General features: G+C 67.2%; 23 protein-coding genes. 15 read left to right on the top strand and 8 right to left on the bottom strand.

The annotated features are described in order from the left end of the window. Window positions 1–97 precede the first annotated feature (97 nt). Entirely contained in the window at window positions 98–955 is an 858-nt protein-coding gene (locus K3U96_RS24685) for an SDR family NAD(P)-dependent oxidoreductase (protein WP_220693681.1), read from the top strand. Between the two features lie 3 nt (window positions 956–958). On the opposite strand, the gene K3U96_RS24690 is transcribed toward K3U96_RS24685, so the two are convergent. Next, window positions 959–1,777 (bottom strand): enoyl-CoA hydratase/isomerase family protein, encoded by an 819-nt coding sequence (locus K3U96_RS24690; protein ID WP_220691389.1) that lies wholly within the window; start codon window positions 1,775–1,777, stop codon window positions 959–961. A 90-nt stretch (window positions 1,778–1,867) separates the two neighbouring features. On the opposite strand from K3U96_RS24690, the gene K3U96_RS24695 reads away from it, so the two are divergent. The 9 genes from K3U96_RS24695 (at window position 1,868) to K3U96_RS24735 (ending at window position 10,783) form a co-directional block, all read left to right on the top strand. Next, window positions 1,868–3,127 (top strand): hotdog family protein, encoded by a 1,260-nt coding sequence (locus K3U96_RS24695; RefSeq protein WP_220691390.1) that lies wholly within the window; start codon window positions 1,868–1,870, stop codon window positions 3,125–3,127. Between the two features lie 6 nt (window positions 3,128–3,133). Next, on the top strand, window positions 3,134–3,940 hold the full coding sequence (locus K3U96_RS24700; protein ID WP_069407621.1) for an enoyl-CoA hydratase/isomerase family protein: 807 nt from the start codon (window positions 3,134–3,136) through the stop codon (window positions 3,938–3,940). 8 nt (window positions 3,941–3,948) lie between these two features. Beyond that, entirely contained in the window at window positions 3,949–5,196 is a 1,248-nt protein-coding gene (locus tag K3U96_RS24705) for an acyl-CoA dehydrogenase family protein (protein ID WP_220693682.1), read from the top strand. Then, window positions 5,193–6,005, top strand: a complete 813-nt coding sequence (locus K3U96_RS24710; RefSeq protein WP_220691391.1) for an enoyl-CoA hydratase/isomerase family protein — start codon at window positions 5,193–5,195, stop codon at window positions 6,003–6,005. The genes K3U96_RS24705 and K3U96_RS24710 overlap by 4 nt, the downstream gene beginning before the upstream one ends. Continuing rightward, window positions 6,002–6,802, top strand: coding sequence for an enoyl-CoA hydratase/isomerase family protein (locus K3U96_RS24715; protein WP_220691392.1), 801 nt, complete (start codon window positions 6,002–6,004; stop codon window positions 6,800–6,802). Before K3U96_RS24710 ends, K3U96_RS24715 begins: the two co-directional genes overlap by 4 nt. Beyond that, window positions 6,799–8,250 carry a class I adenylate-forming enzyme family protein gene (locus K3U96_RS24720; protein WP_220691393.1) on the top strand — a complete coding sequence of 484 codons (1,452 nt, stop codon included), beginning with the start codon at window positions 6,799–6,801 and terminating at the stop codon, window positions 8,248–8,250. Before K3U96_RS24715 ends, K3U96_RS24720 begins: the two co-directional genes overlap by 4 nt. Beyond that, window positions 8,247–8,780 (top strand): SDR family oxidoreductase, encoded by a 534-nt coding sequence (locus K3U96_RS24725; RefSeq protein ID WP_220691394.1) that lies wholly within the window; start codon window positions 8,247–8,249, stop codon window positions 8,778–8,780. Before K3U96_RS24720 ends, K3U96_RS24725 begins: the two co-directional genes overlap by 4 nt. Continuing rightward, window positions 8,780–9,535, top strand: a complete 756-nt coding sequence (locus tag K3U96_RS24730) for an SDR family NAD(P)-dependent oxidoreductase (protein ID WP_230982283.1) — start codon at window positions 8,780–8,782, stop codon at window positions 9,533–9,535. The genes K3U96_RS24725 and K3U96_RS24730 overlap by 1 nt, the downstream gene beginning before the upstream one ends. Window positions 9,536–9,649: 114 nt before the next feature. Further along, window positions 9,650–10,783 carry an amidohydrolase family protein gene (locus K3U96_RS24735; protein ID WP_220693683.1) on the top strand — a complete coding sequence of 378 codons (1,134 nt, stop codon included), beginning with the start codon at window positions 9,650–9,652 and terminating at the stop codon, window positions 10,781–10,783. Between the two features lie 49 nt (window positions 10,784–10,832). On the opposite strand, the gene K3U96_RS24740 is transcribed toward K3U96_RS24735, so the two are convergent. Genes K3U96_RS24740 through K3U96_RS24755 form a run of 4 tightly spaced genes read right to left on the bottom strand, consistent with a single transcriptional unit; the run spans window position 10,833 to window position 15,780 of the window. Beyond that, a complete protein-coding gene (locus K3U96_RS24740; protein WP_220691396.1) occupies window positions 10,833–12,404 on the bottom strand; it encodes a class I adenylate-forming enzyme family protein in 1,572 nt (523 codons plus the stop codon). Continuing rightward, window positions 12,404–13,603, bottom strand: a complete 1,200-nt coding sequence (locus tag K3U96_RS24745) for an acyl-CoA dehydrogenase family protein (protein WP_220691397.1) — start codon at window positions 13,601–13,603, stop codon at window positions 12,404–12,406. Before K3U96_RS24745 ends, K3U96_RS24740 begins: the two co-directional genes overlap by 1 nt. Next, entirely contained in the window at window positions 13,600–14,580 is a 981-nt protein-coding gene (locus K3U96_RS24750; RefSeq protein ID WP_220691398.1) for an acyl-CoA dehydrogenase family protein, read from the bottom strand. The genes K3U96_RS24745 and K3U96_RS24750 overlap by 4 nt, the downstream gene beginning before the upstream one ends. Window positions 14,581–14,586: 6 nt before the next feature. Continuing rightward, entirely contained in the window at window positions 14,587–15,780 is a 1,194-nt protein-coding gene (locus tag K3U96_RS24755; protein WP_220691399.1) for an amidohydrolase family protein, read from the bottom strand. Between the two features lie 203 nt (window positions 15,781–15,983). On the opposite strand from K3U96_RS24755, the gene K3U96_RS24760 reads away from it, so the two are divergent. Together K3U96_RS24760 and K3U96_RS24765 are read left to right on the top strand one after the other, a co-directional pair. Next, window positions 15,984–17,120: an acyl-CoA dehydrogenase family protein gene (locus K3U96_RS24760; protein ID WP_230982284.1), complete on the top strand. Its 1,137-nt coding sequence runs from the start codon at window positions 15,984–15,986 to the stop codon at window positions 17,118–17,120. Next, complete coding sequence (locus tag K3U96_RS24765; protein WP_220691400.1) at window positions 17,117–18,016, top strand: TIGR03619 family F420-dependent LLM class oxidoreductase; 900 nt, start codon at window positions 17,117–17,119, stop codon at window positions 18,014–18,016. Before K3U96_RS24760 ends, K3U96_RS24765 begins: the two co-directional genes overlap by 4 nt. Here the strand turns inward: K3U96_RS24765 and K3U96_RS24770 are convergent. Continuing rightward, the gene (locus tag K3U96_RS24770; RefSeq protein ID WP_069404452.1) at window positions 18,006–18,443 is read right to left on the bottom strand and encodes a nuclear transport factor 2 family protein; all 438 of its coding nucleotides are present in this window, start codon (window positions 18,441–18,443) and stop codon (window positions 18,006–18,008) included. The genes K3U96_RS24765 and K3U96_RS24770 overlap by 11 nt on opposite strands. Window positions 18,444–18,494: 51 nt before the next feature. Between K3U96_RS24770 and K3U96_RS24775 the strand changes: the two genes are divergently transcribed. The 3 genes from K3U96_RS24775 to K3U96_RS24785 all read left to right on the top strand — a co-directional run bounded on the left by K3U96_RS24775 (window position 18,495) and on the right by K3U96_RS24785 (window position 20,883). Further along, on the top strand, window positions 18,495–19,130 hold the full coding sequence (locus K3U96_RS24775) for a cysteine hydrolase family protein (protein WP_069404451.1): 636 nt from the start codon (window positions 18,495–18,497) through the stop codon (window positions 19,128–19,130). A gap of 89 nt (window positions 19,131–19,219) precedes the next feature. Then, a complete protein-coding gene (locus tag K3U96_RS24780) occupies window positions 19,220–20,413 on the top strand; it encodes an amidohydrolase family protein (protein WP_220691401.1) in 1,194 nt (397 codons plus the stop codon). Continuing rightward, window positions 20,410–20,883, top strand: a complete 474-nt coding sequence (locus tag K3U96_RS24785) for a MaoC family dehydratase (RefSeq protein WP_069404449.1) — start codon at window positions 20,410–20,412, stop codon at window positions 20,881–20,883. Before K3U96_RS24780 ends, K3U96_RS24785 begins: the two co-directional genes overlap by 4 nt. Window positions 20,884–20,914: 31 nt before the next feature. Here K3U96_RS24785 and K3U96_RS24790 read toward each other — a convergent pair whose 3' ends face one another. Further along, window positions 20,915–23,302 carry a CaiB/BaiF CoA transferase family protein gene (locus K3U96_RS24790; RefSeq protein ID WP_220691402.1) on the bottom strand — a complete coding sequence of 796 codons (2,388 nt, stop codon included), beginning with the start codon at window positions 23,300–23,302 and terminating at the stop codon, window positions 20,915–20,917. 61 nt (window positions 23,303–23,363) lie between these two features. Then, the gene (locus K3U96_RS24795) at window positions 23,364–24,821 is read right to left on the bottom strand and encodes an aldehyde dehydrogenase family protein (protein ID WP_220691403.1); all 1,458 of its coding nucleotides are present in this window, start codon (window positions 24,819–24,821) and stop codon (window positions 23,364–23,366) included. Between the last annotated feature and the right edge of the window lie 164 nt (window positions 24,822–24,985).

Consider the following 24,985-nt stretch of genomic DNA (forward strand, 5'->3'; position numbering starts at 1 on the left):
GTGTCCTTTCGATGCAAATGCGGATTCTCTTCAGCGTAAATGTAACCTCTCACGTATGGCGTCCGATCAAAACTCTTCGCGCAAGCGCTCATCGACCATGACTTTCGACGATCAGGTAGCCGTCGTCACCGGTGCCGGCGGCGGGCTCGGGCGCTGTCACGCACTCGAACTGGCCCGCCGCGGTGCGCGCGTTGTGGTCAACGATCTCGGCAGCACCGTCGACGGGAGCGGCGCTTCGATCTCTGCTGCGCAGTCGGTGGTCGACGAGATCACCGCCGCCGGTGGCACCGCGATCGCCAACGGCGACTCCGTCGCGACCGAAGACGGCGGTGCCGCGATCGTCGCCGCGGCGGTCGACGCGTTCGGGCGCCTCGACGTCCTCGTCAACAACGCCGGCATCCTGCGCGACGCCGCGTTCAAGAACATGACCGCCGAGCAGGTCGACGCGGTGATATCGGTGCACCTGGCCGGCGCCTTCAACGTGACCCGCGCGGCGTGGCCCGTCATGCGCGCGCAGAACTACGGGCGGATCGTCCAAACCACCTCGGGCACCGGGCTGTTCGGCAACTTCGGCCAGGCCAATTACGGCGCTGCCAAAATGGGTTTGGTCGGCATGATGCATGTCCTGGCGATCGAGGGAGCCCGCAACGGCATCGCGATCAACGCCATCGCACCGATCGCGCGGACCCGGATGACCGAGGACATCATGGGTGAAGCGGGCAAGACCATGGACCCGGAACTGGTCACGCCGGTGGTCGTCTATCTGTCCCACCGCGACTGTGACCGCACCGCGCACATCTATTCGGTGGGCGCGGGCAAGGTGTCGCGGGTGTTCATCGGTGTCACCAAGGGTATCGAGAACCGGTCGCTGACAGCTGAATCCGTCGCGGCGGCGATCGACGAGATCGACGACAGCGCGACGTTCACGATCCGCGGCGGACCTGCCACCGGGTGATCGTCAGCGGCCCTGGAAGTTCGGTGGACGGCGCTGAGCGAACGCGTTCAGCCCCTCCTGCAGATCGGCGGTGCCCGACACCACCTCCTGCGCCCAGGCCTCCTGCTCGAAGGCGCGGTCGCGGCCCGACTCCGAGGACACCGACAGCAGCCGCTTGGTCAGCGCCAACATGACGGTGGGACCCGCGGCCAGCCGCCCGGCAAGTTCCTCGGCGACCGCGTCGGTCTCGCTCAGCGCGACCACCCGGTTGACGATGCCGAGGCGCTCACAGGTCGCGGCGTCGACGGGTTCGCCGAGCATCAACAGTTCGGTGGCCTTGCGCAGCCCCACGATCCTGGTCAGCAGGTGTATCGCCCCCGAGTCCGGCAGTATGCCGCGGTGCACGAACGCCTCGACCAGCTTCGCCTCGGTGGACATGACGACCAGATCGCAGGCCAGCACCAGGCTGGCGCCGGCACCGGCGGCGGTGCCCCTGACGGCGGCGACGACCGGCTTGTCGCAATCGAGCACCGCAGAGACCAACCGTTGCCAACCCTTCTGCAGCATCCGGGCGATGTCGCCCGGGCGCTTCTCCGTCGGGGCCTGTCCAGATGGCGGCGCCAGGCCCGCACCCGAGCAGAAGTGCCGGTCGCCGGTCGCCCGCAACAACACCGCACGCACGGACGGGTCGTCGCCGGCCGCGTTGAACGCATCGGTCAACGCGTCACGGGCCAAGGGGGACAACGCGTTTGCGGTATCGACCCGGTCGATCGTGATGCGGCAGACACGGTCCGCTCCGACCACGACATGGATCCCCGACTGCTCTTCGATCAACTCGCTCACCCCTGCGTTAACGACGTTTCCGTTTTTCGGGTATCTTAATTTCCGCCGACGTCCCCACCGATGTAATGGGCCGAACTGAGGAGGCGATGCGTGACCCAGTCCTCGGCTGCGGGCCAGATCACCGATGAGGGCCTGGCCAGGTTGCGCGCGACTATCGGCATCGCCGTCCCACACCCCCAACCTCCGCATTACCTGCGGCCCAACGAGGATACGTTCCGTCACGTCGCAGAAAGCTACGGTGACGCCAACCCGCTGTGGTCCGATCCCGAGTACGCGACGAAGTCGGTGTGGGGTGAACCGATCGCGCCGCCCGCGTTGGTCGGCGGCGACACGCTGATCGGTGAGGACGAGGTCACCGAACTCTCCGAAGAGGACCGCGCCGCGACAAAGGGCGACCCGCTGCGCGGTGTGCACGCCTTCTACGCATCGTCGTCGCGGGAGTGGTGGGCGCCGCTGCGCGCCGACCGGCGCGTCTTCCGGCGCAACGCCCTGGTCGCCGCGTTGGACAAGAGAAGCGAGTTCGCCGGGCGCGCCGTGCACGAGTGGTCGGCGCAGGTGTTCCGCGACGACGAGGGCACCATCCTGGGCGGCCAGTACCGCAACATGATCCGTACCGAGCGCGCCAAGGCGCGTGGACGCAAAAAGTACGAAGACGTCGAGCTGAAGACGTGGACGGCCGACGAGATCGCCGAACTCGATGAGCGGTATGCGTGCGAGGCCCCGCGCGGCGCCGCGCCGCGGTGGTGGGAAGACGTCAGCGAGGGTGATGAGTTGGGCCGGTTGACCAAAGGGCCGCTGACGGTCACCGACATGGTGTGCTGGCACGTCGGCATGGGCACCGGGATGTACGGTGTGCGGCCGCTGAGGTTGGCCTGGCGTAACCGCCAACGCATCCCGCGGTTCTACACGCCCAACGAACACGGCGTACCCGACGTGCAGCAGCGCGTGCACTGGGAGCCGAGCGCCGCCCGGAAAGCGGGCAACCCGACGACGTTCGACTATGGACGCATGCGCGAGACGTGGCTCATCCACCTGTGCACCGACTGGATGGGCGACGACGCCTGGTTGTGGCGGCTGGACTGCGAGTTCCGGTTGTTCAACTACGTTGGCGACCTGCACACGATTACCGGTGTCGTCACCCGCAAGTACCTCGCCGACGGGGACCGCCCGGCGGTCGACCTGGATCTGGCGGCCACCAATCACCGCGGCGAGGTCACCACGCCGGGCCACGCGACGATACTGCTGCCCAGCAGGGCCCACGGCCCCGTCCGGTTGCCCGACCCGCCCGGAGGAGCGGAGAACCTCACCGATCTGCTGGCCGCCGTGTCGGCACAGTTCCAGGAGCGTTGAGGCAGCGTGACGTACGACAGCGTTCCCGGGCTCCTGGCCGACCACCGCGGCCCGGTGCTGCATCTGACGTTGGATCGGGCTGACCGGCGTAACGCCGTCAACGACACCATGCTCGACGCGATGATCGGCCACCTTGCCGCCGCAGGCGTCGACGAATCGGTGCGCGTCATCCGCATCGACGCCGAAGGTCCGGACTTCTGCGCGGGTTCCGATCTGATCGCCAACAACGCGAAGTCTGAACGCAAACCCCGGGTGGGCAGCACCCAGCGCCGGCTGCCCAACAAGGCCAATCGGCTGATCCCGCTACTGCTCGAGACGCAGGTGCCCGTCGTCGCGGTGGTCCGCGGCTGGGCGGCCGGGCTGGGCTTCCACCTCGCGCTGGCATCGGATTTCTGCATCGCCGCCGAAGATGCCCGGTTCTGGGAACCGTTCATGGCGCGCGGCTTCACCCCCGACAGCGGTGCGGCCTGGCTGCTGCCCCGCCTCGTCGGGATGGTGCGGGCCCGACAGCTGCTGATGCTGGGCGAAGAGCTGCCCGGAACCACGGCCGCCGAATGGGGCATCATCCACGGTGCGCATCCCGACACCGAACTCGATGCTGCCGCAGCGCAACTCGTCGGCCGGCTGGCCGCTGCGCCGACGGTGGCGCTCGGCCTGACCAAGTGGCTGCTGCACAGCGGCAACGGGTTGGATCTCGACCGCCATCTGCAGAACGAGGCGATGGCGCTCGAACTGTCCAGCCGCAGCGAGGACTTCAAGGAAGGTCTGGCGGCCTTTCGCGACAAACGCGACGCAGATTTCACAGGGCGTTGACGAAGACCATGGGCCCGTTGCCAATTACCCCGGACACCTCCGCCTGCGACGCCGTCGGCGTGGTGGGCGAGTGGGTCGAGGCTCAGGTGCCGGCCCGCTGGCGAGCGGCCGCGGCCGAGGGGCCGGCTGCGTTGAGGTCCGTTCGCACGCCACAGGAATACCGCGACTGGTATCCGATCTTCGCGCACACGGGTCTGGTCGCGCCGACCTGGCTTCCCGAACACGGCGGCCTCGGGATCGGCAACGACGTCGCCCGCGCCATTGACTCCGTGCTCGCACCGTTGCGGCTGACCCGGCTCAATCCGCTGGGGCTCAACAACGCCGCCGCGGCGCTGTTCAGCCACGGCACAGAAGAGCAGCGTCGGCGCTTCCTGCCACCCATCGTCCGCAACGAGGAGAAGTGGTGTCAGCTGTTCAGCGAGCCCGGCGCGGGTTCTGACCTCGCGTCGCTGGCGACCCGCGCGGTACGCGACGCGGACCACTGGGTGATCTCCGGGCAGAAGGTGTGGACCACCTGGGCCGACGAGGCCGACTACGCGATCCTGCTCGCCCGCACCGATCCCGATCAGCCCAAACACCAAGGCATCACCTACTTCCTGCTCGACATGCACCAACCCGGCGTGGAGGTCCGGCCGCTGCGCCAGATCACCGGTGAGGCGGAGTTCAACGAGGTCTTCCTCGACGGTGCGCGGGTGCCCGATGCGCATCGGGTCGGCGAGGTCAACAATGGCTGGCGGGTCAGCGCGTCCACGTTGTCCAGTGAGCGCCAGATGGTGTCGGGTTCGGGTTCCGGTGGCATGGGCCGCCTCGGCGGATCCAGCGCGGCACGGTTGATCTCACTTGCCCAGGAAACCGGCCGGTGGGGCGACGCCGACGTGCGAAACAAGATCATGCGGCTGTGGGCCCAGGAGCAGATCCGCGGCTGGACCAACGCGCGTGTGGGTGCTGCCCTGTCGGCCGGGCAGTCTCCCGGTGCGGCGTCCTCGATCGGCAAGGTCCATCAGGCCACGCTCAACCAGCAGATCCAGGACCTGATGGTGGACCTCCTGGGCACCGCCGCGGTGGCATGGCCGGACGGCGACGATCCGGATGCGCTGCCACGCGAGGTCCAAGGGATGATGCGCAGTTTGGCCAACAGCACCGAGGGCGGCACCACCGACATCAACAAGAACATCCTCGGTGAACGGGTCCTCGGCTTGCCCAGGGAGCCCGACCCCTGGAAAGGCAAGCCGTGGAAAGATATTCCCCGCTCATGAGCGGATATGAGCGGTTGATCGTCGACACGTCCGACGGCATCGGATGGCTCACCTTGAACCGTCCGGAGGCCGGCAACGCCTTCGACGCGTTGATGCTCGACGAACTCGAGACCGCATGGGCGCGGTTGGACGCCGATCCCGCCGTCCGTGTCATCGTCACCACCGCCAACGGAAACGCGTTCTGCACCGGGATGGACGTCGTACAGGTGGCCAGGGACAAGCAGGCCATGCGCAAGCACTCGCGCCGCACCCGGGATGCCGAGCTGAAGATCTCATCGTGGCACTGCGACGTGTGGAAGCCGGTGATCGCGGCCGTCAACGGGGTCTGCGCGGGCGGCGGCCTGCATTTGGTCGCCGACGCCGACATCGTCATCGCCGCCGAGGAGGCGACGTTCGTCGACCCGCATGTGTCGGTCGGACAAGCCGTCGCCTACGAGGCGATCACGCTGTTGCGAAAGTCGCCGATGGAGGCGATCACCCGAATGACGTTGAGCGGCAGAGGTGAGCGCATCTCGGCCCAGCGCGCATACGAGTTGGGGATCGTCTCGCAGGTCGTCCCGGGCGATCAGCTGCGGGTGGCGGCCGGGCGGCTGGCCGCCGCCGTGGCGACCAATTCGCCCACCGCGATGCGCGCCACCAAGAAGGCGTTGTGGCACAGCTTGGAAGTCGGGCTGTCCGACGCCAGAGCCGCTGCCCACCAGGAGATCTGGCGGTTACGCGACCACCCCGACCACGCCGAAGGGGCACGGGCGTGGCGAGAAAGGCGCCCGGCACGCTGGCACCCACTCGACACGGTGGAGGTTTCGTGACCTATCACAGATTGATCGTCGAGCGCCGCGGCCCGGTCGGCTGGATCATCAACAACCGGCCCGACCGGCTCAACGCGTATGACGCGGTGATGCGCAATGAGTTTCCCAGGGCATGGGCGGAACTGGACGCCGACCCTGATGTGCGCGTGATCGTGCACACCGGCAACGGCAGGGCGTTTCAGGTGGGCGCCGACGTCGACGATCTCGACGGCGAGGGCGTGCAGCAGTTCCAGGAGGCCATGCGCACGTTGGACCTGAAGTTGACGGCCTGGCACTGCAATGTCGGAAAGCCCGTGATCACCGCGGTCAACGGGGTGTGCGCAGGCGGCGGACTGCACTGGGTCGCCGACGCCGACATCGTCATCGCGTCATCGGATGCCACGTTCGTCGACCCGCACGTCTCCATCGGCCAGGTCAGCGCATTGGAGACGATCGCGCTGATGCGGAAGATGCCCGCTGAGGCGGTGTTACGGATGGCGCTCGTCGGCAGCCATGAGCGTCTCAGCGCCCAACGGGCATACCAGTTGGGCATGATCAGCCAGATCGTCGATCCGCCCGAGCGGCTGCCCCACGTCGCGCAAGAACTCGCCGAGAAGATCGCCAGGAACTCGCCCGCCGCGATGCGGGCCACCAAACGCGCACTGTGGGGCGCACTCGAGCAGGGCCTGACCGATGCCTGTCGCGAGGGCGCCAAACACCTCACGTCGATGTGGGGCCATCCCGACCAGAACGAGGGACCACAGGCGTTCGCCGACAAGCGGACCCCCAATTGGGCGCCGCTGGAGGCTGATTCGTGAGCCTTGCCGACTTGCTGGCCGGTCTTCCCGACACCGCCGTGCACACGATGGCGGCTCAGGTGTCCCGTGCCGACCTCCTGGCGAGCGCAGATGAGCTGAGCGCGATCCTCACCGAAGCCGGCCTGACGACCGGCCAGGTGGTGGCGGTGATGCTGCCCAACGACGCCACCACGGTCGCGGCGTTGTTCGGCACGTGGCGCGCGGGCGGCGTGTACACACCGCTGAACCCCAGGGCGGCCGATGCGGAGGTGGCCGCCCAGCTCGACACCCTCAAACCAGTTGCGGTGATCACGACACCTGCACTGGCTCATAGATTTTCGACGTTCTTCTTACCCGTTGTCACCGGCTCGGGCATGGCGTGGAGGTTGACCTCGTCCTCCGAAACACGCACCGACGCGCAGCGGTACGACGCCGACGTTGCGCTGCTGCAGTTCACCTCGGGCACGACTGGCCCGCCCAAACCGGTGCCGCTGCGCCACACCACCGTGCTGGACCTGATCGACCGGCTGCTGGCGAAGCTGCGCGGGACGAAAGGTGCCGGCCCGAAGACAGACCGTGCGGCGATGCCCAATCTGGTGCCGCTGTCGTTGTCCCTGTGGGCCGGTATCTACCAGGTGCTGTTCGCGTTCCGGGCGGGCTCTGGCGTCGTGTTGATGGACAGGTTCTCGCCTGAGGATTTCGCGGCGCTGGTGAAGCGCCACCAGCTGCGGTCCACCGTGTTACCCCCGGCAGCATTGACCATGGTCCTGCACGACGAGTCGGTAACGGACCTCGACCCGCTGAAGATCGTCCGGTCCATCACCGCCCCGCTATCCCCCGTCCACGCGGCCCGGTTCCGCGACAGGTTCGGGGTACTCGTGCTGAATTCGTACGGCCAGACCGAACTCGGCGGTGAGGTTGTCGGATGGTCGGCCGCCGATGCCCGCGAATGGGGTACGACGAAGTTGGGCTCCGTCGGTCGGCCGCTCCCGGGCATCGACGTCAAGATCGCCGACGACGAAGTGCTGGTCCGCACGCCGACGACCGCTGCCCGCAAGATCGACCCCGCCTTCCTCGACCGGCTCACCGAAGACGGCTGGTTTCACACCGGGGACCTTGGCTGGTTCGACGACGACGGGTTCCTGTGGCTCGACGGGCGGGTGTCGGACATGATCAACCGCGGCGGGCTGAAGGTGTTTCCCGGCACCGTCGAGGATGTGCTGTTGGCCGCCGACGGTGTGCGAGAAGCCGCGGTGGTGGGCGTCCCCGACGACCGCCTCGGCGAGGTCCCGTGGGCCTTCGTCGCACGTGCCGACGACAAGCTGGCCGAGGAGGACCTGATCACCTGGTGTCGTGAGCGTCTGACGCCCTACCGGGTTCCGGTGCGCGTCGTCTTCGTCGAGCAGCTACCGCGCAACGACGTCGGCAAGGTCGTCAAACGCGAACTCGCGGCGCTCGCTGCCGTATGACGGCGATTGTGCTCTGGCCGGCTGCGGCGCTGGCGCAGGCACTGAGAGAAGCCGTCGACGACGTGGTCGTGATCGACGGCAACATGGACACGCGCCTCGCCGTCTCACCGGATTGGCAGGACACTGTCAACGACGTGATGTGGCGAGTGCTCGTGGCGCTCCAGAGCGCCCACGCCACGATTCCGGAACGAGGCGGCCGAATTCTTGTCGTGGTGCCCACGATCGGCATGTCCGGCGCTGCCGGGCTCAGCGCAAGCACGACGGCGCTCGAAGGCGTTCGGGCGATGGTGAAATCCGCGGCGCGGCAATGGGGTGCCGAGGGCATCGCGGTCAACATGGTCGCAGCACCCGCACGGCTGTTCACCGCCGCGCCGGAGGTGGACTCCCACCTGTCGGCGCCCGCGTACGGCGATCACCACACACTCGTGCATTCCGTCGTTGAGGCGTCGAAGTTCCTGCTGCGCGAGGACCTTCCACATCTGACCGGCCACACCGTTGTCGTCGACGGCGGTTCGGTGATGCTGCCGTGATGCTCGACGGCCTCACCGCACTGGTGACCGGCGCCGGCGGCGGAGTCGGGCGCGGTATCGCGATGGCCCTGGCCGCCGAGGGCGCATGCGTCGTCGTCGCGACCCGGTCTGAAACCGGACAGGACGTGGCAGCCGAGATCACCTCACGGGGACATCGGGCGATTTGGGTGCGCTGCGATGTGACCGACGGCCAAGCGGTCACCGCGGCCGTCGACCAGGCCATCACGACGAGCGGGCGCCTCGACGCCGTGGTGCACAACGCCACCAGCAACCTGTCGAGCCGACCACACCAGCTGGCGGATGTGGATCGCGCGTTGTGGGAAAACCACTTCTCGGTGTCGCTTGGCGGTGCGCATCATTGCGCCGCCGCCGCGCTGCCGGCGCTCCAGGAGCGCGGCGGCACGTTTCTCGTCATGACCTCGCCTGCGGGTATCGAGGGCAGCGCGACGCTGCCCCTGTACGCCACGATGAAGGGCGCGCTTCGTGGCTTCGCCAAAAGCTTGGCCCGCGAGTGGGCCCCGCACCGCATCACGGTGAACGCGGTGTCACCGTTGGCGTACTCGCCCGCGCTGACGGCGGCGATCGCCGCGGAGCCGGCGATGCAGGAGAGGTTGGCGCGACGTATCCCGCTCGGGTGGATCGGCGACCCGGAGCGAGACATCGGCCCGGCTGTCGCGTTTCTGGTCGGCCCGAAAGCCCGTTACGTCACCGGGCAGACACTTGGTGTCGACGGCGGCCACTTCACGAACCTGTGAGACCCGGCACCCAACGGATACCGACGTTTGCTATCTTGAGAATCATTATTCTCATAGCCGGTGGAGGTGCTCGTGGACGACAAAGCGTTCGAGGTGTGGGATGCCGACAACCACATGTACGAGACGATCGACGCCTACACGCGCTACCTGCCGGAGAAGTACTCCGAGGCGCTGAAGTTCGTCGACATCAACGGACGAAAAAAGCTTCAGATCCTCGGCACCGTCACCGAGACCATTCCCAACCCGACCTACGAGGTGATCCCGACCCCGGGTGCCTGGTCGGACTACTTCCGGGGGATCAATCCCGAAGGTAAGACGCTGCGTGAGCTCGCCGAGCCGATCCGCTGCCCCGACGAGTTCCGCCGCCCCGACCTGCGCCTGGCGTTGATGGACCGTCAGGGCGTCGACGGTGCGGTGATGTTCCCGACGACGGCCGGCATGCTGGAGGAGCGCACCAAATCCGACACCGAACTCACCCACGCCGTCACGCACGCGTTCAACCGGTGGCTGCTGGAGGACTGGACGTTCAACTATCAGAACCGGATCTTCCCGGTGCCCGCGATCTCGTTGAACGATCCGGCGTTGGGTGTCCGGGAGCTCGAGTGGTGCCTGGAGAACGGTGCCAGGACGGTGCTGATCCGGCCGGCGGCGGTGCCGCGCGAAGACGGCACGTCGCGCTCCCCCGCGCTGCCGGAGTTCGACGACTTCTGGCGTTTGGTGGAGTCATCGGGAATCGCGGTGCAGATGCACAATTCGGATTCCGGCTACGAACGCTACGTCGACGACTGGGAGGATGCCGCGGAGTTCAACGGGTTCGCGTTGAGCAAGTTACGCGGTTTCATCTACGAGGAGAGCCGAAACATCTTCGATACCCTTGCGGCATTCGTCGCCCACGGTGTCTTCGAGCGCTTTCCCGGGGTGCGTATCGGTGTCATCGAGAACGGCGGCTCGTGGGCGTACCGCCTGCTGGACGTGTTCGACCGGGTGTACCGCAAGCGGCCGAAGGATTTCGACGAGCATCCGGGTGACGTTTTTCGCAGACATGTCTGGATCAACCCGTTTCACGAGGAAGACATGTCGCAACTCGTGGAGCTGCTCGGCGCCGACCGCGTCATGTTCGGCTCGGACTACCCCCATCCCGAGGGGCTCGCCGAACCCTCGTCGTTCGTCACGGAACTCGAGAACCTGCCTGCGGACACCACCGCACAGGTCATGGGCGGCAACCTGAAGCAGCTGATCGGGATCTAGCTTTCCGCCGAGCACAACCTCCCCGCCGAGATCGACGTTTCGGCGCGATCTACTCGCACTTTCCCGCCCGTTTGTCCCTTTCGGCGTGAAGGAAGCGTGCGCGCAGTTCGTTCTTCAACACCTTGCCGGTCAGGTTTCGCGGCAGCGCGTCTACCAGTTCGAGACGCTCGGGCGATTTGTGACGGCTCAAGCCTTGTCCCTGACAATGTTCGGCCAGCACCGACAGCGTGATCTCGGTTTCGGGCTCCGGTACGACGACAGCACAAACCCGTTCTCCGGTACGGGGATCCGGCACCCCGATGACCGCGACGTCGGCGACGGCGGGATGGGTGGCCAACACGCCCTCGATCTCCAGCGCCGAGATGTTCTCCGCATTGCGGATGATCGCGTCCTTGATCCGGCCGGTGACCGCGACATTGCCGTCGGCGTCGATCCGTCCCCGATCACCGCTACGGAACCAGCCGTCGGCGTCGAACGCATCGGCGTCAAGCGACGAATCGACGTAGCCCAGGAAACACTGGGGCCCCTTGAGGCGCAGTTCGCCTTCCTCACCGACCCCCACCACACGCTCGTTCTCGTCGACCACCCGTACCGACACGCCCGGCACCGGCCGCCCGACCGTGTGATCGAGGACTTCGGGTTCGCCGTCCGGCGGCGGCGAGGTCACGACCGGAAACTCGGTCAGCCCCCACGAGTTCGCGATGCCGGCGACCGAAAGCGTCTCGCGTGCCTGCCGCCCCAGTTCGGGGGTGATCGGCGCTCCCCCTCCGACACACCCGCGTAAATCCGGAAACAGTGGCTCGGCGCCGTGTTCACGCTGGGCAGCCATGTAGGCAACGAAAAACGGCGTTGCCGATCCGAGCATCGTCGGACGGTGCGCGGCGACTGCCTTCGGCGTGACGGCGGGATCGAATGCGTCGAACAGCACCAGGCGCATACCTGTCAGCAGGCTGGCAGCCAACATCGCCGCACCGCCGATGTGCGACACCGGAAACGCGATCGGGTTGACGTCGCTGCTCGAGGCGCCGAACATCCCCACCACCCCCGCCGAACCGGCGATCACCGAGCGGTCACAGTGCCGGATACCTTTCGGTGCTGCGGTCGTGCCCGACGAGTAGTAGACCCACCGCGCATCCTCGTCGGTGGTCGGTGGTGACGGCAGCAGCGCCGGATCGCCCCCCGGCAGCCGAAGATCCCCGGCGACCGGCGCGCCGTGGTCCACGACCACAATCGTCATCGGCCGTTCGCGGGTCAGCTCCTCGGCGAGCGCGACGTGATCGAATCCGCGCCACATCCCGGGAACGACGAAGATCTCGGTACCGAGTTGCGCGGTCACAAACCGGATTTCGGCTTCGCGCCAGATCGGCAGTACCGGGTTCTGGATTGCGCCGAGTCGGGTCAGCGCCACCATCACGACCATCGTCTCCAGAGTGCTCGGCAGTTGCCACGTCACCACGGTGCCTTCCGCGACCCCACGCTCGGCGAACGCGGCGGCGGCGCGCTCCGCCGCATCGCGCAACTGGCTGTTCGTCAAGCTGCGGCCGTAGTCGTCAACGAGTACGACGCGGTCGGGATGCTTCTGGGCCGCCGCGTCGACCAAGCCCCAATAGGTCTGCGCCATCAGCGCGTCGGCAATTGGAGGCGTCGTTTGGCCAGGATGTTGCGCATCATCTCAGAGCTGCCACCGGACACGGTGTATGCACGCGACCACAGCCAGCATTCTTTCAGACGCTGTTTGGCCAGTGCCACGCCCGGATCGGAGGCGACCGTGCAGACCATCGCCGACAGCTGCGCGCCGTAGGCCGAAACCCGGTGATACGTCTCGGCGAAGCTGAGCTTGGCGATCGAACCGTCCCCGGTCTGCTCGGTACCGGCCACCATGCGTTCGACGTGGTCGTCGATGAAGGCTTTGGCCACCTCGACCTCGACCGCCAAGTCGGTGACCTGATGGCGGATGTCCTCGTGCTGCAGTGCGGGCATGTCGTCGATCCGGCCGTGACGAGCCACCGTGACCAGGTCGTCGATCAGCAGTTCCAGCAGGATGACGTTGCCGCCGATGCCGAAGCGTTCGAAATCCAGTCCCGCCATGATGATCGACCAGCCCTGGCCCGGCGCGCCGATCAGGCTGTCGGCAGCGATCCTCACACCGTCAAAGAAGACCTCGTTGACCTCGATCGCCTCGTTGATCGTGCGGATCGGACGGATCTCGATGCCCGGTGCGGCCAACGGCACGCTGAACGCCGACAGGCCGTGGTGCCGTGACGACGACGGATCGGTGCGGAATAGCGCCAACCCCATGTCGGCCCAGTGCCCGTCGGTGATCCACGTCTTCTGCCCGTCGATCACCCATGATCCGTCGGGCTGCGCGGTGCCCCTGCAACGCACGGCGGCGATATCGCTGCCCGCGTCGGGCTCGCTGAGCAACTGGCACCACACATGCTCGCTGCTCCGGATCCGCGGCAGCAGCGCGGCTTTCTGCTCATCGGAGCCGAATTGCAGCAGTACGTGCGCCGCCAGGTTGACCTGGTCGACCGGCCGCGGAGCACGCGCCCGCAGGATCTCCTCGGAAACAATCCGGTCGTGCAGCGGATGGTGGTCGGCGCGTCCGCCGTACTCGACCGGCCAGTCCCCGCCGACGAAACCGGCGTGGAACAGCGACGCAAACCAGGTGCGCAGCCGGGTTTCCTGCCCGGCATCCTCCGGCGCCCGATGTCCCTCGCGGGCCTCGAACGGCGGCGCATATTCGGCGACATGAGCTCTCACGCGGTCACGGAACTCGGTCAGCTCGGTGTCGGTGGGCCGGGCACTCGGGGCACTCACCAGCCGGCCCCCGCCGCGAAGAGCGCGCGACTCGAGCGCGCCGTGCCGAGCAGATATCCGTTGGTGAAGACCCGCCGCAGCTCATGGTGCAGCGGATACTCCCAGGTGAAACCGATGCCGCCGGAGAGCTGCATGCACTCGTCGACGGCGGCGGCGGCGTTGGCTGCCACGAAGGCATGCGCCGCGGCGGACAACTGCACCCCCGTCGCACATTCGGCGGCCAGCGCACGGGCGGCCTTGGTGAGAACCGCGCGGGCCTTGGCCTCGAACACCAACAGCTCCACCAGACGGTGTTGCACCGCTTGGAAACTCGCGATCGGCGCACCGAACGCCACGCGATCCCTGAGGTAGGCGACCAACCGCTCGAAGGTCGCCGACAGCGCGCCCAGCGAATCCGCGCTGAGCAAGACTCTGGCCAGTGCGAGCAGCTGCCGGGCCCGGTCGGGTCCGCCGATCTGCACACTGTCCGCGCCGGCCAGCGCTACCCGCCACACCGGCCGGTTGACGTCCAACAGCTCGTCGTCGACCTCGCGCGGCAGGGCATCGGCGGCCTCGAACAGCTGAATTCCGTTGCCGTCGAACGCGACGATGATCTCGACCGCATCGGCGCGCGCCACCCGGGTGACCGCCCCGGTCAGCGCACACGCCGCCATGCCGGTCCCGTCGAGCATCGCGGGCAACCATCGGTCGCGCACATCGCTCGGCGCCGAACTCAGGGCCGCCGCCGCGGTGACGCAGCCCAGCCAGTGCGTCGAGTTCCCCGACCGGCCGAGTTCCTCGGCGATCACCGTGGTCTCGACCGGACGCCATCCGCTGCCGCCGAGCTCCTCGTCGACCAGCAGTCCCGTCCAGTCCATCGCCGCGAGGTCCTTGAGCGCGTCCTGCGTTCCGCATCCGGCCAGGAACTCTCGCGCCGCATCACGAACCAGTTCGATGTCGACAGCATCGTCGAGGGCGGCATCTCCCTCGGTGCCCACTACCGGTCAGCTCCCCAGCAACAGTTGTTCGGCGTTACCGCGCATGATGCGTCGCTTCGCCGCGTCGTCGAGCGGGTCGAGCAGTTTGACGAAGTCCGCCGGTTCGGCCAGCCCTTCGGCGTGCGGGAAATCCGAACCCATCACCAGCACGTCGTCGTAGCCGAGACTGGAAACGATGCCCGGAACGTCGTCCTCCGGGTACGGCACCACGCGGACGTGCCTGCGGAAGATCGCCGACGGCCGCTCGGTCAGCTTGCCACCGATCCACGGCCCGTTGCGGCCCATCCCCCTGCTCTTGTCCATGTGCTTGATGAAGAACGGCACCCACTCGGCGCCGTGCTCGGCCACCAGCGCGTTGAGCTTCGGGAAACGGCCGAACAGGTTGTCGAAGACCAGCGCCGACAGCGTGTCCTCGATCGGCCGCTGACCGTAGATGTTCATCCACTGCCACGCCGACATATGCCACGACGCGGGGTCGGGGTTCTGTCCCCACGCGGGGGACATCGCGGTGAAGTACCAGAACGGCATGATGTGGTACACCAGCACGCAACCGGCCTCTTCGAGCCGCGCGTAGATCGGGTCGAAGTAGGGATCGCCCGGCGACCGGCCGTAGGCCGGGCCGGTCGGCAGCATCACGAACTTGGCGCCCGCGGCGATGATCGCCTCCGTCTCCGCGACCGCGGAGTCGAGGTCGCGCAGTGACAGCATCGCCACCGCGTAGATGCGGTCCTCGAAGTTGAAGCCCCACTCCTCGTCGATCCAGCGGTTGAACGACCGCAGGTTGGCATACAGCGCAGGGGTGTCGTCGACGTAGTGTTCGGCGGCCAGCGCCATCCCGCTGGGATAGATCACCATCCGCTCGACGTTCTGCTTGGCCATCACCGCCAGCCGGGCCGAACGTTCGATGTACTCCGGTTGCATGGGCTGCGGTTCGTAGGATTCCTCGGGGTTGCCCGAACCCATCTGGCGCAGCATCTCCTTGAGCGAACCTGGGCGGTACGCCACGTCCAGGCCGAGACCGCCTTCGCTGTTGAACGTCGCCACACGGTGGCCCGCGAGGATCGCCTCCACCCCGTCAGCGCCCCGCACGGTCGTGATCGCGCGGTCCTTGAACTCTTCCGGCAGGTATCGGGTAAAGGCGTCGCGTGTCTCGTAGCAGTGCGTATCGCAGTCAATGATGCCGTAGTCGAGGGTGGTCACCGCGCCGCTCCTTCGTTGCGAGAATGCTTATTCTCTCTTTCAGGAAAAGATACTATCCTCCATCGGTAATGCCTATCCCGGGAAGTCTCGAATGGGTGCGGTCGCAGGACGGCTCACCACGAAGCCGGCCACCGGCGTGCCAGCGCGGAAGGAAAACATGGCTGCACCAACGGTATTGACCGCAGGTGGGGCAGGCGGTCTGCGTGTCCACGGCTGAACCGGTCGATCTGGGCGACCTCCGCGAGGTGGTCCGCGACTTCCTCGCCGCGCGCTCGCCCAGCAGTGCAGTACGGACCGCGATGGATTCCGGTTACGACCACGGCCTCTGGCGTGAGCTGGCCGCCGACCTCGGCCTGGCCGCGATCGCGGTGCCCGAGGAGTTCGGCGGTGCCGGGGCGGGCATGGCGGAGCTGACCGTCGTATTCGAGGAGATGGGCGCGGCACTGCTGTGCGCGCCGTACTTCGCCACGGTCGCGTTGGCGATCCCGACGCTGCTCGGCAGCGCCGATGCGGCCGCGGCGCGGGAGTACCTGCCCTCGCTTGTCGACGGCGCGAGGACCGCCACCGTGATCTTCAACGGAACCCTCGATGCCTTCGACCCCGCCGCGGTGACGTTGACGGCGCGCAGCGGCCCCGACTATCGGCTGTACGGAGCCGCCGATCGCGTCATCGACGGATACACCGCGAATACCGTTTTGGCCGTGGCGAATACGGATGTCGGCACGACGCTGTTCGCGGTCGACACGGATGCCTCGGATGCCGCCGGACTCACCCGTGAGCCGCTGGCGACGCTGGACCGCACGCGCAAGGTGGCCCGGCTGAACTTCGACGGCGTCAGCGCCCGGCGCATCGGCGTCGACGGCGGCGCGGCCCCCGGCCTGCAGCGGGCATACCACCTCGCGGTCGTCGCGCTCGCCGCCGAACAGCTCGGCGCCGCGCAACGATGCCTGGACATGGCCGTGAACTACGCCAAGGAACGGATCCAGTTCGGGCGGGCCATCGGCAGCTTTCAGGCCGTCAAGCACCGCTGCGCGGACATGCTCGTGGCGGTGGAAGGCGCCCGATCCGCCGTGCAGCACGCCGCCGGACTTCCCGACGGTGAGGACCTCGCTGTGGCGGCGTCGGTGGCCAAGATGGCGTGCTCAGAGGCGTTCCTGCAGGTCGCGCTGGACAACATGCGCGTCCACGGCGGCATCGGGTTCACCTGGGAGCACGACGCACACCTCTACGTCCGCCGCGCGAAGACCACCCAGCTGATCTTCGGCACCCCCGACCACCACGCCCAGGCTCTGGCGACCCTCGTCGCATCATCGGGCCACCAACCGGAAGGACCACCGTGACCGTTTCGTACTCGCTTGAACTACCCACCCAGCGGGTGGAGGCGGCGCCCGAGTTCGTCACCGCCGAAGCGATAGCGGAGATCGCCCGCAGCGCCGAGGCCGGCGGATTCGCCGCGGTCCATGTCACCGACCACCCCGCGCCCGATGCGAAGTGGCTCGACCACGGCGGGCATCACGCCCTTGACCCGTTCGTCGCGCTTTCGTTCGCCGCCGCGGTCACCACCGACGTGAAGCTGTTGACCAACGTCTACATCGCCGCCTATCGGAACCCGTTTCTCGGCGCGAAATCGATCCAGAGCCTCGCCGTGTTGTCGGGCGGAAGGCTCATCCTCGGCACCGCCGCTGGCTACCTGAAGCCTGAATTCAAAGCACTCGGAATCGATTTCGACACCCGAGGCGCCTTACTCGACGAGGCGCTCGACGTGCTGAGCAAGCTGATGACCGGTGAGGACACCGCATACGAAGGCACGTCGTTCAACGCGCGCGGGGTCCGGCTGCGGCCGGTGCCTGCGACGCCTCCACCCATCTGGGTCGGCGGCAACAGCAAGCCCGCCGTGCGGCGCGCGGTGTCCCGCGCCCAGGGCTGGGCGCCGTTCAACACGTTCGGCTACGCGGCGGCCTCACGCACCGCGGAGATCTCCACGCTCGAGGATCTGGAGTCCGTGATCGCGTGGGCCAAGAGATACGCGGCAGAAGTCGGCCGCACCGCACCGTTGGACATCTGCTTTTCGGCGGGCAATCTGCTCGACGACACCAGGTCGACCGACGAACGGCACGCGACGATCGCGAAGCTGGAGTCCATGGGGGTGACCTGGCTGACCATCGCTCCCCAGGGTGCGGACCGCGCCGAGGTCATCGATCACGCGCGGGCGTTCGCCGAGGAGTTCATCGCATAAGGCTGTCGGCCGCGAACCCGTCGACGCCGATGCGCCTGTGCGCGAACAGCCATCGCCCGGCGACGGGCACCAGGACGTCGCGATAGCGGCCCCAATGGTCGAGCCCGACGTCGGTGTGCACGGCAAAATAGCTGCTGACTTCGACGCGATCTCGGGCCACCTGTCCGAACCGGACGCTCGAAACGTGGTGCCGGACGTGGGACGGCGCGCGCCGAGCGGAATCCGGCTGCCCGGCCATCGCGGCGCCCAGACCCGCTTCGATCGCCGCGGGGCCCGTCAGCGGTCCGGAGCCGCCGCTGAATTCCAGCACACCTTCGGGTGCAAAGCACTGCGCCAGCGCGTGCAGATCGAACCGGTCGGTGGCGGCGGTGTAGTCGGATAGCGTCTGGCGAACCGACTCTCGGACTTCAAGTTCCCAACCGTCCATTTGGCCTCCGCGGTAAACACAAGTTGCCGTGACACGATAACGTCTGTTCTCATGCCGCAACCACGCCTGCTCGATCTTCTCAACCCCGCCACCACCGCGCTCGTCACCCAGGAGTGTCAGGGCGGGGTCATCGGCCCGCAAGCGGGGCTGCCGATGCTCGCAGAAGAAGCGCGCCGCGAGGCGATTCCGAATATCGCCACCCTGCTCGACGCCGCCCGGGCAGCCGGGGTCACGGTGGTGCACTGCCTGATCCAGAAGCGCCAGGACCAACGGGGCTCCAACACCAACGCCCGGCTGTTCATGGCCGGTAAGTCCTTCGCCGCCGACTTGACGCCCGGCAGTCCGGGCGCCTCCGTGCTGCCCGAACTCGGCCAGGCGCCCAGTGACATCGTTCTGACCCGTCTACACGGCGTCGGCCCCATGACCGGCACCGACCTCGACTCGGTGCTGCGCAACCTGAATGTCAGAACCATTGTGGGCGTGGGTGTTTCGGTCAACATCGCGATCACGAACTTCGTGATGGACGCCGTCAACCGCAGCTACCAGTTCGTGCTGCCCCGCGACGCGGTGAGTGGCTATCCACGCGAATACGCCGAGTCGGTCATCGACAACACGTTGGCCCTGCTCGCGACGGTGACCACCACCGAAGCCGTTGTCCAAGCGTGGCGTGAGCTCGCAGCCGACTAACCCGTTATGGATGTCGCCCACCCTTGGTGATAACGTCATTCTCACTTACCGTAAACGGTCATATTCGCTGCTCTGAGGAGGTCGGCCATATGTCACCCCGGTCTTTGCCGTATCCGGTCTTCGACATCGACAACCATATGTACGAGACGACGGACGCTCTCACCAAGTATCTGCCGAAGCAGCACCGAGGCAAGGTCGGCTACGTCGAGGTCAACGGACGCCCGAAGCTCGTCGTCAAGGACCACATCAGCCACATGATCCCGAACCCGACATTCGAGCGGGTGGCGCGGCCGGGCAGCGCAGAGGACTACTTTCTCGGCAATAATCCTGACGGGTTGAACTTCCGTGAATTCATCGGTGAGCCAATGGATGTCATCCCGGCCTACCAGTCCCCGGCGCCCCGACTGGAGCTGATGGACGAGCTGGGTATCGACCAGTGCGTGATGTATCCGACCCTCGCCAGCCTCATCGAGGAGCGCACCACCGACGACGTCGTCCTCACCCACGCGATCATCCACGCGCTCAACGAATGGATGCACGAACACTGGACCTTCAACTACCACGACCGCATCTTCGCCACCCCGGTGATCTGCCTGCCCCTGGTCGACGAGGCGATCAAGGAGTTCCACTGGTGCCTCGAGCGCGGCATGAAGACGTTCCTGGTCCGTCCCGCGCCGGTGCCAAGCCGTTTCGGTGGCTCGCGGTCGATGGGCCTGCCCGAATTCGACCCGTTCTGGGAGGAAGTGGTCAAGGCAGGCGTGCCGGTGACCTTCCATGCCGCTGACAGCGGCTACCAGAAGCACCTCATGGAGTGGGAGGGTGGCGACGAGTACCTGTCGTTCAAGCCCAGTGCGCTGCGCGAGGTGGTGATGGGGTTCCGGGCCATGGAGGACACCCTGGCGGCGCTGATCTGCCACGGCGCGCTGTCCCGCTTCCCGGATCTCACGGTCTTCGTCGTGGAGAACGGCAGCGGCTGGGTACGCAACCTTCTGCGCCTCCTCGACAAGGCGTACCGGACGATGCCGAAGGAGTTCGACGAGCATCCGGTCGAGGTCTTCAAGCGCAACGTCTACATTCACCCGTTTCTCGAGGACGACATCAAGGGGATCGTCGAGATCATGGGTGAGGACCACGTGATGTTCGGGTCGGACTTCCCCCACCCCGAGGGCATCGGCGACCCGTTGAGCTTCGTGGACCGGCTCGATGGGATCTCGGACACCGCCAAGGCGAAGATCATGGGCGGCAACGCGATCGAGCAGCTGGGCCTGAAAGTTCCGGCGTGACGCAGGCCGCGGCGTCGCCGACGGAGTACGACGGCATCGCCGGATTCGAGGCGCACGTCGGTGAGCACCTCGGTCACAGCGGCTGGCTGCGGGTCACCCAGAAGGAGATCGACCTGTTCGCCGAGGCGACCGGTGATCACCAGTGGATCCACGTCGACCCCGAGAAGGCCGCCAACGGGCCGTACGGCAAGACGATCGCGCATGGTTATCTCACGCTGTCGTTGGTGCCCATCCTCGTACAGCAGATCTACCGAGTGACCGGCTTGTCGATGCAGGTGAATTACGGCGTGGACAAGCTGCGCTTCCCGGCACCCGTTCCCGTCGACTCACGGATCCGCGCGGGCGCCGAACTGGTCAAGGTGGACCGCACGAACAATGGCGCCAGGGCCACGGTGCGGGTCACCGTGGAAGTCGAGGGATCGCAGAAGCCGGCCTGTGTGGTGGAGACGATCGCCGCGATGGTCGAGTAGACGGCGACACCGAAGTTCAGTTCGGGCGCGGCTACGCGTTGAGCAGTCGCTCCCCGATGATCTGATCGTCGCGCAGCTTGGCCACCTCATCCGCGGCCAACCCCAGCGCACCGAGCACCTCGTCGTTGTGTTGGCCGAGGGTCGGTGACGGGCAACGGTGGTGGTGTGACGGCCCCGGCGTGATCCGAAACGGCCACCCGGGGAAACGCTGTCGGCCCGCGATCCGGTGGTTGAGGTCTTCGTAGAATCCCCGTGCCGCGAGTTGGTCGACGTCGTACATCCGGTCGGGCGTCATCAGGCGCTGCGCGGGCACCCCGTGGCCGAGCAGCGCGTCGGCGAACTCCTCAGCCGACCGCGTCGCGGCGTATTCGGCGATCACCTCGTCGAACTCGTCGTGATGCTGCAACCGTGCGTACGCCGTGACGAACCGCGGGTCATCGCGCAGTTCCGGACGGCCGATCACCTCGGTCATGGCGACCCAATCGGTGTCACCGCGGACCGAAACGGCCACCCAGTCATCCTCGCCGTGCGCGCGGTAGACGCCCTGCGCGTACTGGCGGTGCCGGTTGCCCTCACGTTCGCGCACGCGTTTGGTCATCGAATACTCGATGACGGGTTCGGCGGTGACCGCGGCGCCGACCTCGACCTGCGCCACCTCGATCAACTGCCCCTCACCGGTCCGTCGTCGGTGTTCGAGCGCGGCCAGCAGCGCCACCGTCGCGTGCACGCCGGCGATCGGGTCGGCCGGGCCCTGTAGATTGCACGGCGGACCGTCGGGGAAACCGGTGACCGCCGACATCCCGGACAGCTGTTCGATGTTCAGCGCCCAGCCGACGTAATCCCGCCATGGGCCGTGCAAGCCGAAACCGGGCATACGCACCATGACCACGCTCGGATTGGACTTCGCCAGCGAGTCGTAGTCCAACCCGAATTGCTCGACGACCCGCGGTGAGAAGTTCTCGATCACCACATCGGCGTCGGCCGCCAGCCGCAGTGCCAGTTCCCGCCCGGCGTCGGTGCCCAGGTCGAGCGTGATGTCCCGCTTGTTGAGGTTCGTGCCCTGCCACAGCGGCCCGATCTCGTACCAGTCGTCGCTACCACGCAGCAGCGAGCCCGAGTACCGATGCCCGTCGGGGCGCTGGATCGACTCGACCTTGACCACGTCGGCGCCGAACGCGCCGAGGTAGCAGGTGAGGTACGCACCGGCCCAGAACGTGCTGAGATCGAAGACCTTCAAACCGGCGAACGGGTTCGCTACGTCACCGACGTGCGGCGCGTCGCGCTCCGCGCGGCTCTCCCACCGCGCGTTGTCCACGGCACCGAGAAGCGGCGCAGGCCGCGGCGCAGGCACCGGCGTCTTCGACAACCGAAACGGTGCGCCGGGCCGCCGGAAGCGTGCGGCGTCCGGGCCGCTCTCGACGAAGAAGTCCCGATCGCGGTACTGCGGACAGTCCAGGATCGACGCCCCGTCGTTGATCGGGGCCGCCGGAATCCGCATGGCCTGGCTCAACTCGACCAGGTCGGCGACGGGCATCGAGTCCAGCCACGGCTGGGCCTTGGCGAAGAACTCGTCGCGCTCGGGACCGCCCAGCATGATGGCGAGTTGGTGTTCGCCGAACTCGTCTAGCCCCATCATCGCGCACACATCCAGCCAGTGCTGTCCGGTAAGGCAGTTGATACCGATCCAGCCGTCGGCGGCCCGCACGATACCCAGCATCGGTGCGGCCTTCGAATTCGTCGGAAGCCCCATGCTTTTCAGCCGGTCTGCCAACAGCATCGGATACGGCAGCGTGCTCAACAGCGACTCGAACGCCGAGACGTCAGCCTCCACGACCCTGCCCCGTTGCGCGTCCGCGATGCGCAGCGCGGTCAACGCCGCGAGCGCCGCGTAGCTCCCCGCGATGTATTCGGGTATGCGTCCACCGGCCTGCACCGGCGCCCGGCCGAATTCGCGGGTGTTGACCCATCCCGACGCCGCCTGCAGCGTCAGCGACGTCGACGGCTGTTCACGTCGGGGGCCGTCCTGACCGTAGTCGGAGACCCTGACCACGACGAGGTCGGGGTTGATCTGTTGCAGGGACTCGCGGTCAAGGCCCCAGTCGAACCGGTCGGCCGATCCTGCGGGCAGATCCTCGACCAGCAGATCAGCCTGCCCGAGCAGCTCATGAGCTTGCGCCTGACCGGACGGCGTACCGAGATCGATTGTGAGCCCGCGCTTCCCGGCGTTCAGGTAGTCGAACAGCCCGCCGTGGTGCAACGCGTCGTCCCGGAAAGGTCCCCAAAAGCGCAGCGGATCCCCCGCCGGTAGCTCGATCTTGCACACGTCGGCGCCGAGGTCGGTCAGCAGCTTGGTGCAATACGGCGCCGCGATCTCGGTGCCCAGTTCGACGACGCGCAATCCGCCCAGCGCCGTGCTCACGCGATCCCCTCGCAGGCTCGGGTGCCGCGGTCCAGGTCCATGGTTCGCTCGCAAGCGTCGCTCACGCAGGGACCCCGATCGCCTTGGGCTCCATGTAAGAACGCAGGCCCATCACCCCGCCCTCCCGCCCGATGCCGCTCTGTTTGAAGCCGCCGAACGGCGCATCGCCGGGGATGGTGCCGTTGATCGAGACCTGGCCCGTCCTGATGCGCCGGGCGATCCCGACGGCTCGGTCGACATCGGTGCCCCACACCGCGCCACCGAGGCCGTAGGCGGAGTTGTTCGCGATCGCCACGGCCTCGTCGTCGCCGCGGTAGCTCAGCACCGTCAGCACCGGACCGAACACCTCCTCCTGCGCGATGTACGAGTCGGCGCTGGTATCGGTCAGCACCGTCGGTTCGAAATAGAATCCGCTCGAACGGTTTACGGGACGCCCTCCGCCGGTCACCACCTTCGCGCCGTCGGACTCGGCGCGCCGGACGAAACCCTCCACCCGCTCCAGATGCGGCCGGCTGATCAGCGGGCCCATGTCCACCCCGTCATCGGCGGGGTTGCCGATGGTGACCGCGCGGGCGAGGTCGGCGAGCCGGGTCACGACCTCGTCGTGCAGGACGGCGGGCACCACGAGCCGGCTGTTGAGGATGCACGCTTGGCCGGCGTGCAGGGTGCAGCCTTCGAACAGCAGCCGCTCGAGCAGTTCATCGGTCACCTCGACGTCGTCGAGCAGCACGCAGGCCGACTTGCCGCCGCATTCCAGCAGGACCCGTTTCATCGTCCCCGCCGCTGCGGCCATCACGTCCCGGCCGACCGACGAGCTGCCGGTGAAGCTGACCATGTCCACGCGTGGGTCGAGGGTCAGGACCTTGCTTGCCTCGAGGCCGGTGGGAGTGACGACGTTGACCACGCCCGGCGGGATATCGGTCTCCTCCTTGATGATCCGGGCAAGCGCCAGCCCGGCCAGCGGTGTCAGCGGTGACGGTTTGAGCACCAGCGTGTTGCCCGCGGCCAGCGCGGCGCCCACCTTCATCACGTTGAGCGTGTGCGGGAAGTTCCACGGTGTCATGACCGCGACAACGCCGAGGGGTTCGTACCGTAACAGCGTCGTGCCCGCGGCACCCCATGCGTCCATCGGCGCTTCAGCGGGCTCGAGGGCCAGCTCGGCGGCGTGGCCGGCCATCACCGCCGGTCCCTCGACGTGGATCAGCCGCTCGTTTGCTGTGCACCCCCACTCGGCCTGGGCCAGCGCGTAGATCTCATCGCCGTGAGCGAGCAGCGCATCGCTGAGTTGTTGCAGGCACCGGGATCGTTCCTCGGGCGTCGCCGTCGGCCAGGGTCCGGTGTCAAACGCGGTGCGGGCGGCGCCGATCGCCTGGTCGACTTGCGCGGTCCCGGCGTCCGGCGCCGACGCGATCACCGCCTCGGTGGCCGGATCGATGACGTCGTAGCGTCCGCTGTCCGGCGCCACCCATGCGCCGTTGATGTAGAGGTCATAGTCGTCGACGAGGCTGGACCCGGCCATCAGATCACTTGACCTTCCTGGTTGTCCGACGGACAGATGCCGACCGATCCCACGTGAACCCGACGTCGGACATCTCTGTGGTGTATGTAAACCCGCCGGCGTCCGATAGTCAATACACAACGCGGCTGTGCTGCGATGATGTCGATTGACAGGCCTGTCATACG

The organism is Mycolicibacterium holsaticum DSM 44478 = JCM 12374, from assembly GCF_019645835.1.
In the GTDB taxonomy this organism is placed as follows: Bacteria; Actinomycetota; Actinomycetes; order Mycobacteriales; family Mycobacteriaceae; genus Mycobacterium; species Mycobacterium holsaticum.